At 37.3% G+C, this 6,272-nt stretch carries 6 protein-coding genes; all 6 read right to left on the bottom strand.

Annotated elements, in window-relative coordinates; genetic code table 11:
• Positions 1 to 954 precede the first annotated feature (954 nt).
• The 6 genes from AB4114_RS35430 to AB4114_RS35405 all read right to left on the bottom strand — a co-directional run bounded on the left by AB4114_RS35430 (position 955) and on the right by AB4114_RS35405 (position 5,972).
• Positions 955 to 1,269 (bottom strand): hypothetical protein, encoded by a 315-nt coding sequence (locus AB4114_RS35430; protein WP_441992622.1) that lies wholly within the window; start codon positions 1,267 to 1,269, stop codon positions 955 to 957.
• A gap of 264 nt (positions 1,270 to 1,533) precedes the next feature.
• A complete protein-coding gene (locus AB4114_RS35425; protein ID WP_441992621.1) occupies positions 1,534 to 2,151 on the bottom strand; it encodes an HD domain-containing protein in 618 nt (205 codons plus the stop codon).
• Positions 2,152 to 2,260: 109 nt separating this feature from the next.
• Complete coding sequence (locus AB4114_RS35420; RefSeq protein WP_441992620.1) at positions 2,261 to 2,434, bottom strand: hypothetical protein; 174 nt, start codon at positions 2,432 to 2,434, stop codon at positions 2,261 to 2,263.
• Positions 2,435 to 3,011: 577 nt separating this feature from the next.
• The gene (locus tag AB4114_RS35415) at positions 3,012 to 3,482 is read right to left on the bottom strand and encodes an NUDIX domain-containing protein (RefSeq protein WP_441992619.1); all 471 of its coding nucleotides are present in this window, start codon (positions 3,480 to 3,482) and stop codon (positions 3,012 to 3,014) included.
• 420 nt (positions 3,483 to 3,902) lie between these two features.
• Positions 3,903 to 4,892, bottom strand: a complete 990-nt coding sequence (locus tag AB4114_RS35410; RefSeq protein WP_441992618.1) for a phosphotransferase enzyme family protein — start codon at positions 4,890 to 4,892, stop codon at positions 3,903 to 3,905.
• A 201-nt stretch (positions 4,893 to 5,093) separates the two neighbouring features.
• Positions 5,094 to 5,972 (bottom strand): phosphotransferase, encoded by an 879-nt coding sequence (locus tag AB4114_RS35405; RefSeq protein ID WP_441992617.1) that lies wholly within the window; start codon positions 5,970 to 5,972, stop codon positions 5,094 to 5,096.
• Between the last annotated feature and the right edge of the window lie 300 nt (positions 5,973 to 6,272).

Below are 6,272 nucleotides of genomic sequence, written 5' to 3'. Positions count from 1 at the left end.
CACCGCAAGTAGGAATTTAATGGGATGGTTTCAGTAGACATGGTTACATCATTCCCATCCTTGGATACAGAGTTGGACTCGGGTTGAGTCCCTGCCTTTCCTACTAAGTAGCAGTTATAGCAGAACAAGTCGCACTTCCTCGTTACTCAAGGATATAGACTGTTAGGCTATCCTAGTAGCTTGCACTGTGGCATCCATTGATGTCCCCACGTTCCTACCTGATCGGTGCAATTCACGCTTGGAAAACAATCGTTCTTTTCAGTTAGACTTGGGGCTATTCCTCCACTCCCATTACAGGAGTTTCACCAGTCGTGCCCCTGCCCTCACAAGGATGAATGTATTTCGGGATGTGCCTTATAACAACCGTTTTKGGTAACAGCCCTTGTTGCAACGTCCCTTGCTTTCCAAGTCCCTTACATCCTAGCTATTCTTTCTAGACTTAGGTGCTTCCTCTAAGCCTGTGAGACCAATGCCACCATTGTTCGGCATAGCGTATTTCATAGAAGAAATTCTTACTTTACGCCGCTCACCCCATCGTTTGATGGTGCATATGTTTCCATATGCTCTAACTTTAGACCTGTACATTCGGAAGTTCGTCAGTTCAGTCTGTTTGAACATTCTCACCATATCTAGTTTTTCAGCCGCGCGACATATCCGGTGGCATACCTTTTTCTAATCGAATGGCTACAGCCTTCGTTCTGCCGAATCTACCTGTACTTCATACCTCATATTCTGTTAAACATGACGCACGCAGGAGTATTGGCGGAATGGTTTCGGGATACATGGTTCCGTCATTCCCATCCTCGGTTGTAAAGTTAAGATTACTGCTGTAATCTTCTGCTTTTCGCACTGTTTGGTGCTTATAGCAGAACTTGTCGTACTTCTTCGTTAGTTAAGTAACCACATACAAAAAAGTTAATTTACTTATGCCGTTGTAAACCAGAAGTAGAGATATTATTTTTCAGGGGTTACTCCAAAAACTTTAAACCAATTCCATTCGTCGAAAAGACAAAAAATACTTACGCTGTTTTCAATAAGGATTTTAGTATCAATGTCAAAATCATTATCATGTTCGATTAATTCCTTAATGACTTTCGTTGGCTCATATTCCTCAAAGATTGCTCCGTCATTAGATATTATTACGTTATCCCTAAATATGTTAAGCCTGTTTTCTAATATCCACTGTTTTTTCTTGCACCAATACACAGCATCTTCTTCGTACTCCATCCTTTCTAATAAGTAGAGAAGTGCTTCTAAATCAGATGCCACAACCGACTTATCTAACAGTAATAAAAAAGAACTTTCTTCTCTTTGAGGAACTGTGTGCTTATAAAGTGCAGAAACTTATCAAGATCTTTAATTTTATCGATATTCATTAAGCACTCTAATACTTCTTCGCTCTTCATTGGAACACCTCACATTTTAGATAAGTTCCCAACAATACCATACCCAAATACTAAGTAATGCTGCCAGTTAGTTCAGCAAACGGAAAAGGAGCAGCCACGAAGCATGCTCCTCAACTATAGTTTGGCGTTAGTTTAATTCACTAACTGATTTATCTTCAGAATAATAAAGATAGCCTTCTTTTTTTGCGAAACTCCATAGATGATTAAATAGTTCCGATAAAGAATCATTATGATGTCTCCAGCTTTCGTTATAAGCTAATATCTTCTCAGGTGCAATTTGATTTTCTTTCCAAACCGTTCCCTTTGTATTGACGTTCTGAGCAAAAGCCTGCATTTTGTCTATTGTCTTAACGAATTGTGATTCTAGTGTCTCTCCTGATTCAAACTCATCCCATAACTCATTGAATTCGCTTCTAAAGTCTTCTGGGAGCTGTGCAAACAGAATCTCAGCAGCTTCATCCTCTCTTACCTTCTTCCCAACACGTGCTTTAATATCATGGGTGAATGTATCACCAGCATAAATCTCAACTAAATCGTGAATTAGAATCAATTTCAAAGTTTTTTCTAAGTTAACTTCATAACCAATTTCCTTATGTAACAAAAGAGCAAACATACACATGTGCCAGGTATGTTCTGCATCATTTTCACGCCGTGCCGTATTCGATACATAGGTTTTACGTTCAATAGTTTTAAACTTATCTAATACTGAAAGAAAATCAATTAACTGAGTAATACGGGTAAACATTAAAATTTCTCCCCCTCAATAAAAACATATTATTATCTTTTTGTATTACGCTATCGTTACCCGTCTAGCTTAATAAAGATTGACAGAGCCAGCCTTACTATAATGAATCCTACATTACAAAGTAAAACAAGCCAGTTAATAATAAAGCAACCATAGGTCCTATTACGAAGAATGCAATAATCTTCATTGGGGTTGACAACCCTTTGGGTTCATTTAAAATATCAAGTTTTTCATTTATCTTCTTTAGTTCTTTTAGTATTTCTTCACTCAACTCATCTGACAAAATTATCCCCCCAAATTATCACACACATCTATAAATTCTGTATGTTATTTATCATTATCCTGCCCGTTAGATGAGCGAAAGGCTGCCGATCGTCCGGCAGCATCCCATTGTTGTGTATTGAACAAACGTTCTCTCGTTAGCGCAATGAGGGACAATTCCTATCTGGTACTCGTCTTCGTAAATAAGTATACCGGGAAGATCTTTAGAGATGGATTTAATTATCTCGATGTTATACTTCTCGGCAATATTAAAGAATGACTCCAATTGGGTTATCATAATTGGTGCATTGTTTCCATCTTTAAACCATGTTACTGCATTACTGAATTGTTATCATTGTAGAAGTGCGGATTGGGCAGATTCTGTTCGAACCATTCTTTTGTGTCTAGGTAAAGTTTTCTATCACTTTCTGAAAGCTTATCGTCACGATATAAGTGATAAATAACAACAAAAATGCCATAAGGTTGTTTAATCTTAGGACTAGTATAATTACCATGATATCTAATGTACAAAAGTCTCAACTCCTTAATTTACGTGGTACGTAAATAAAAAACGTGTTTGACCTAAACATAATGATAATTTAGGCAAACTCAATCAGTTTCTTGTCTATCTCGCTAATCTTTCCAATTTCCGATATGCCATCCCATAAAATAATGCGCGTAGCTTCATCATTCTCAACAAAATCATCAAGTTGACTTAGTTGACCTGAAAACAAAGCTCCATACTCTGTCCTTTCAGGGCCATGGAAACTTGGTTGAAGTCTAAATTTCATTAAACCTTTGAAGTAAACTTCATCGATTTTTTGATTGGTTTCCTCAAATAATTCCCTAATTACGCATTGCTTAGCAGTTTCTCCATCTTCAATAATACCTCCAGGCAATTCCCAGCTATTTCTCCACTTATTATGCATGAATAGGTACTTCCCTTGGTAATCCACTACAATTAGTGCATGTGTTAGTGGTGAATCGAGTTCGGTAACAACTAGTTGATTCTCTGCTATTTCTAAGAATTCTAAGAAAATGTTTCCTTTCGCATCTGTCATTATTGCCATTTCTTTAACCCTCCATTTTCTTATGTGCTGAAACAAAAAAACGCGCAGGACCCATGGGGCCTGCGCGTTGTATATCGCAGGATGGGAAGCGCGAAGAGCGTTAACCCATCCCAAATCTTTAGGAATGTGTTAACGCCTCTCATGATGATAAGGTTGTTTAAAAATCAAATTATACATTTAATTACCCCATTTCACCAACATTATGGTAATAATACCCATAATGTTTTAATGCGTCAAGACTTAAATTATTCTGCCAACTGACAGCTGCAGCATATTGCATGCCGCTGTCGTGTTTGAACTAACGTTACTTCAATAGGCCGCCAATAAATATCGGCAGCCTGGAGTGATGAAACTATAGTTCTTCCGTTAGTTGAATACTCATCTATGTATTAATCTTTCTGTCGTTTCTCAATTTTCAAATTATAATTCTATCGTGTTAAAAAGAAATGGTTTACCACTTAAGTAATTTCTTATTATCGCTTGAGCATAAGGCTGTTCTTCCTTAAGTCCCGCTGTTTCCCTCGGGTCAGGAGCATGGTGACAATAATTTTCGATCATTACCATAACGGTAAAACCCTCCAACGTGGGAAGCCAGTCTCCTTTAAGTTCTTTAATGCTCTCATAGCCTTTAATAATAACTTTCCTTTGCACTGGATAAACCCCTAAAATGGTATGTGCTATGTCATAAAGTAAATAACCATATCCACACCTTCCAAAATCAATTGGGCGAGGCTCTCCATTTTGAAATACAATGTTACCTTGGTGCAGATCACCATGTATTAATCCATAGTCATCTTCATTCTTCTCAAGTTTGTTAATCCAAGATAGAATCTTTTCAGCCGCTGCTTGATACAACTTGAATTCCGCATCTGATAAGAACCGATTGTAATGTCGAGATAGACGAGTCATAGCGAGCCTGAAGCTTTGCTCACCCCAAACAGGACGTCCGAAATTAGGAGTCAGCTCGACATCATTTGATGCTTCATGTAGCTTTGCCAGGAGAATTCCCTCTCCACGGAGTTGGTCATCAGTCAGTCCATTACTCGGATGCTCACCCTCAACCCATTGCATCAATGAAGCACAACCTAGGATTTTATTCTCCAGTTGTATGCTTACGGTCTTTGATCCAGTCCGGTCCAAAATCCCCTTTGGTATTGTAATGTCGATTTTCTCACTCAAAATATCAAGCCACTCAAGCTCAGAATTGATTTCTTCTCTGTTCACTTTAGAGTGAATGCGGAGTAAAAAAGATTCCTTCTTGCTTGTTTCTATTACAAAAGTACATGTCTCGGATAGTTGGTTGAACCGAATTTGTTCCCAATCCAAATCGTAATTTTGAAGGGCAATCAAAGCTGCCAGTTTGGACTCCGAAAGTACCCTCTTGATTTCATTATCCGATTCCATGCTCATGAAAATCCCCCTAGTAAATTCCATTCCTTCGTCTATAATAATAATTGACCAGTACATATACGTTTATAATTTTCCATTAAAGTTGAACTATCCCGTTAATTCAAAAGACAAAGGCAGATGATCTTTGATTGAACTAACATTCCCAACTAGCGTAGTGATCCCAAAAGATTTCGAGTTTATGTCGATTTATAAAAACACAAGTTATGTATTCAAGGAATCATTAATATAAAGTGACTTCCAATATTCCCACGCTTTTATGTAATCTTTCAAGTCATTTGGATGGAATTGTATACAGATACCAATACGGCAATATAGTTGAAAGATTACTTCTTCAATAAGTCTTGATTTCTCCACAGGTTCATGATTGAGTAAAGTGAATGTTGCAATTAAAGTTTCTAGGTTCAAATCGTCTGGTGAGGAGCAGAATGCATAAGTAAAATCATATAGCATTGGACCAATCATTGGTGAAGGATCGATTACACCATTTAGTGATTGTTCATGAAATACAAAGTTATGGATCCCAGTATCTCCATGTAGCAAATATCTGGATTCATGCTCTGCACACTTCGATATGTTTTCAACAATTGATTTAACTCTTTCATAATCCTCAACTGTCAAAAGACTACCCCAATTATCTCTCGTATCCTCCAAGCTCCGATAATTCCATTCACTCCAAGTCGGTCTTTGTATCCTTCCCCACATTTCAGTTTGAAGAGGCTTTTCGTATTGATTGAATAACTCTTCAGCTAAAATAGTCAGCCAATTAATCTTTAAACCACGATTTTTATGAGTTGTACCAGTAATATATGAATACACAATAAACGTCTTTTCAGGATCAGTATAAAGAATCTTAGGTAGAAGACTAATGTGGTGATATGTATTAAGAAAGTCTTCAGCTAAGATAATTTGTTGCGGATGGTCTATCTTTAAAACGTATTTTTCTTCGTTGTTCTCTGAAAGAATATATACATGCCCATCAGTAGATCCAGTCTTATTATTTATCGCAATAATGTTTTTACCAATTAATCTTTTTTCATATAGGTTTTTGATGATAACGTTAATATTTACGTTTTCTAACATGAATACATTCTCCTTTAAAGCTCGACTAAAATCCATATTTTGTTAACTACAATAATATGGTTGTTCTGGAGGGGATTCAAGATAAAATTAAGTTTAAATCAACTATCCTGCCCAATACTTGAATGTTTGTAGCTGGCTTCCACCACGCATAACTGCCCTTCCCTCGGTTTTAAGGGTTTATCTCACTTTTACTCACTCATTCGCAGGATTCCGTTTCCCTGGATAACAGTTGTCGTTCTGAAAGTAAGCTTATTAAACTCCGTCGTTCCAATTTTGGACATGCGGGAACAGAAGAAAGGC

The organism is Paenibacillus sp. 2RAB27, assembly GCF_052115445.1.
Lineage (GTDB): Bacteria > Bacillota > Bacilli > Paenibacillales > NBRC-103111 > Paenibacillus_E.
This window is presented reverse-complemented; position numbering and strand designations above follow the sequence as displayed.

What these genes read in the sequence shown, in the direction of transcription:
- AB4114_RS35410 (WP_441992618.1), bottom strand. Translation starts at nt 4,892, where the DNA reads ATGAGCATGGAATCGGATAATGAAATCAAGAGGGTACTTTCGGAGTCC.
- AB4114_RS35415 (WP_441992619.1), bottom strand. Translation starts at nt 3,482, where the DNA reads ATGGCAATAATGACAGATGCGAAAGGAAACATTTTCTTAGAATTCTTA.
- AB4114_RS35425 (WP_441992621.1), bottom strand. Translation starts at nt 2,151, where the DNA reads ATGTTTACCCGTATTACTCAGTTAATTGATTTTCTTTCAGTATTAGAT.
- AB4114_RS35405 (WP_441992617.1), bottom strand. Translation starts at nt 5,972, where the DNA reads ATGTTAGAAAACGTAAATATTAACGTTATCATCAAAAACCTATATGAA.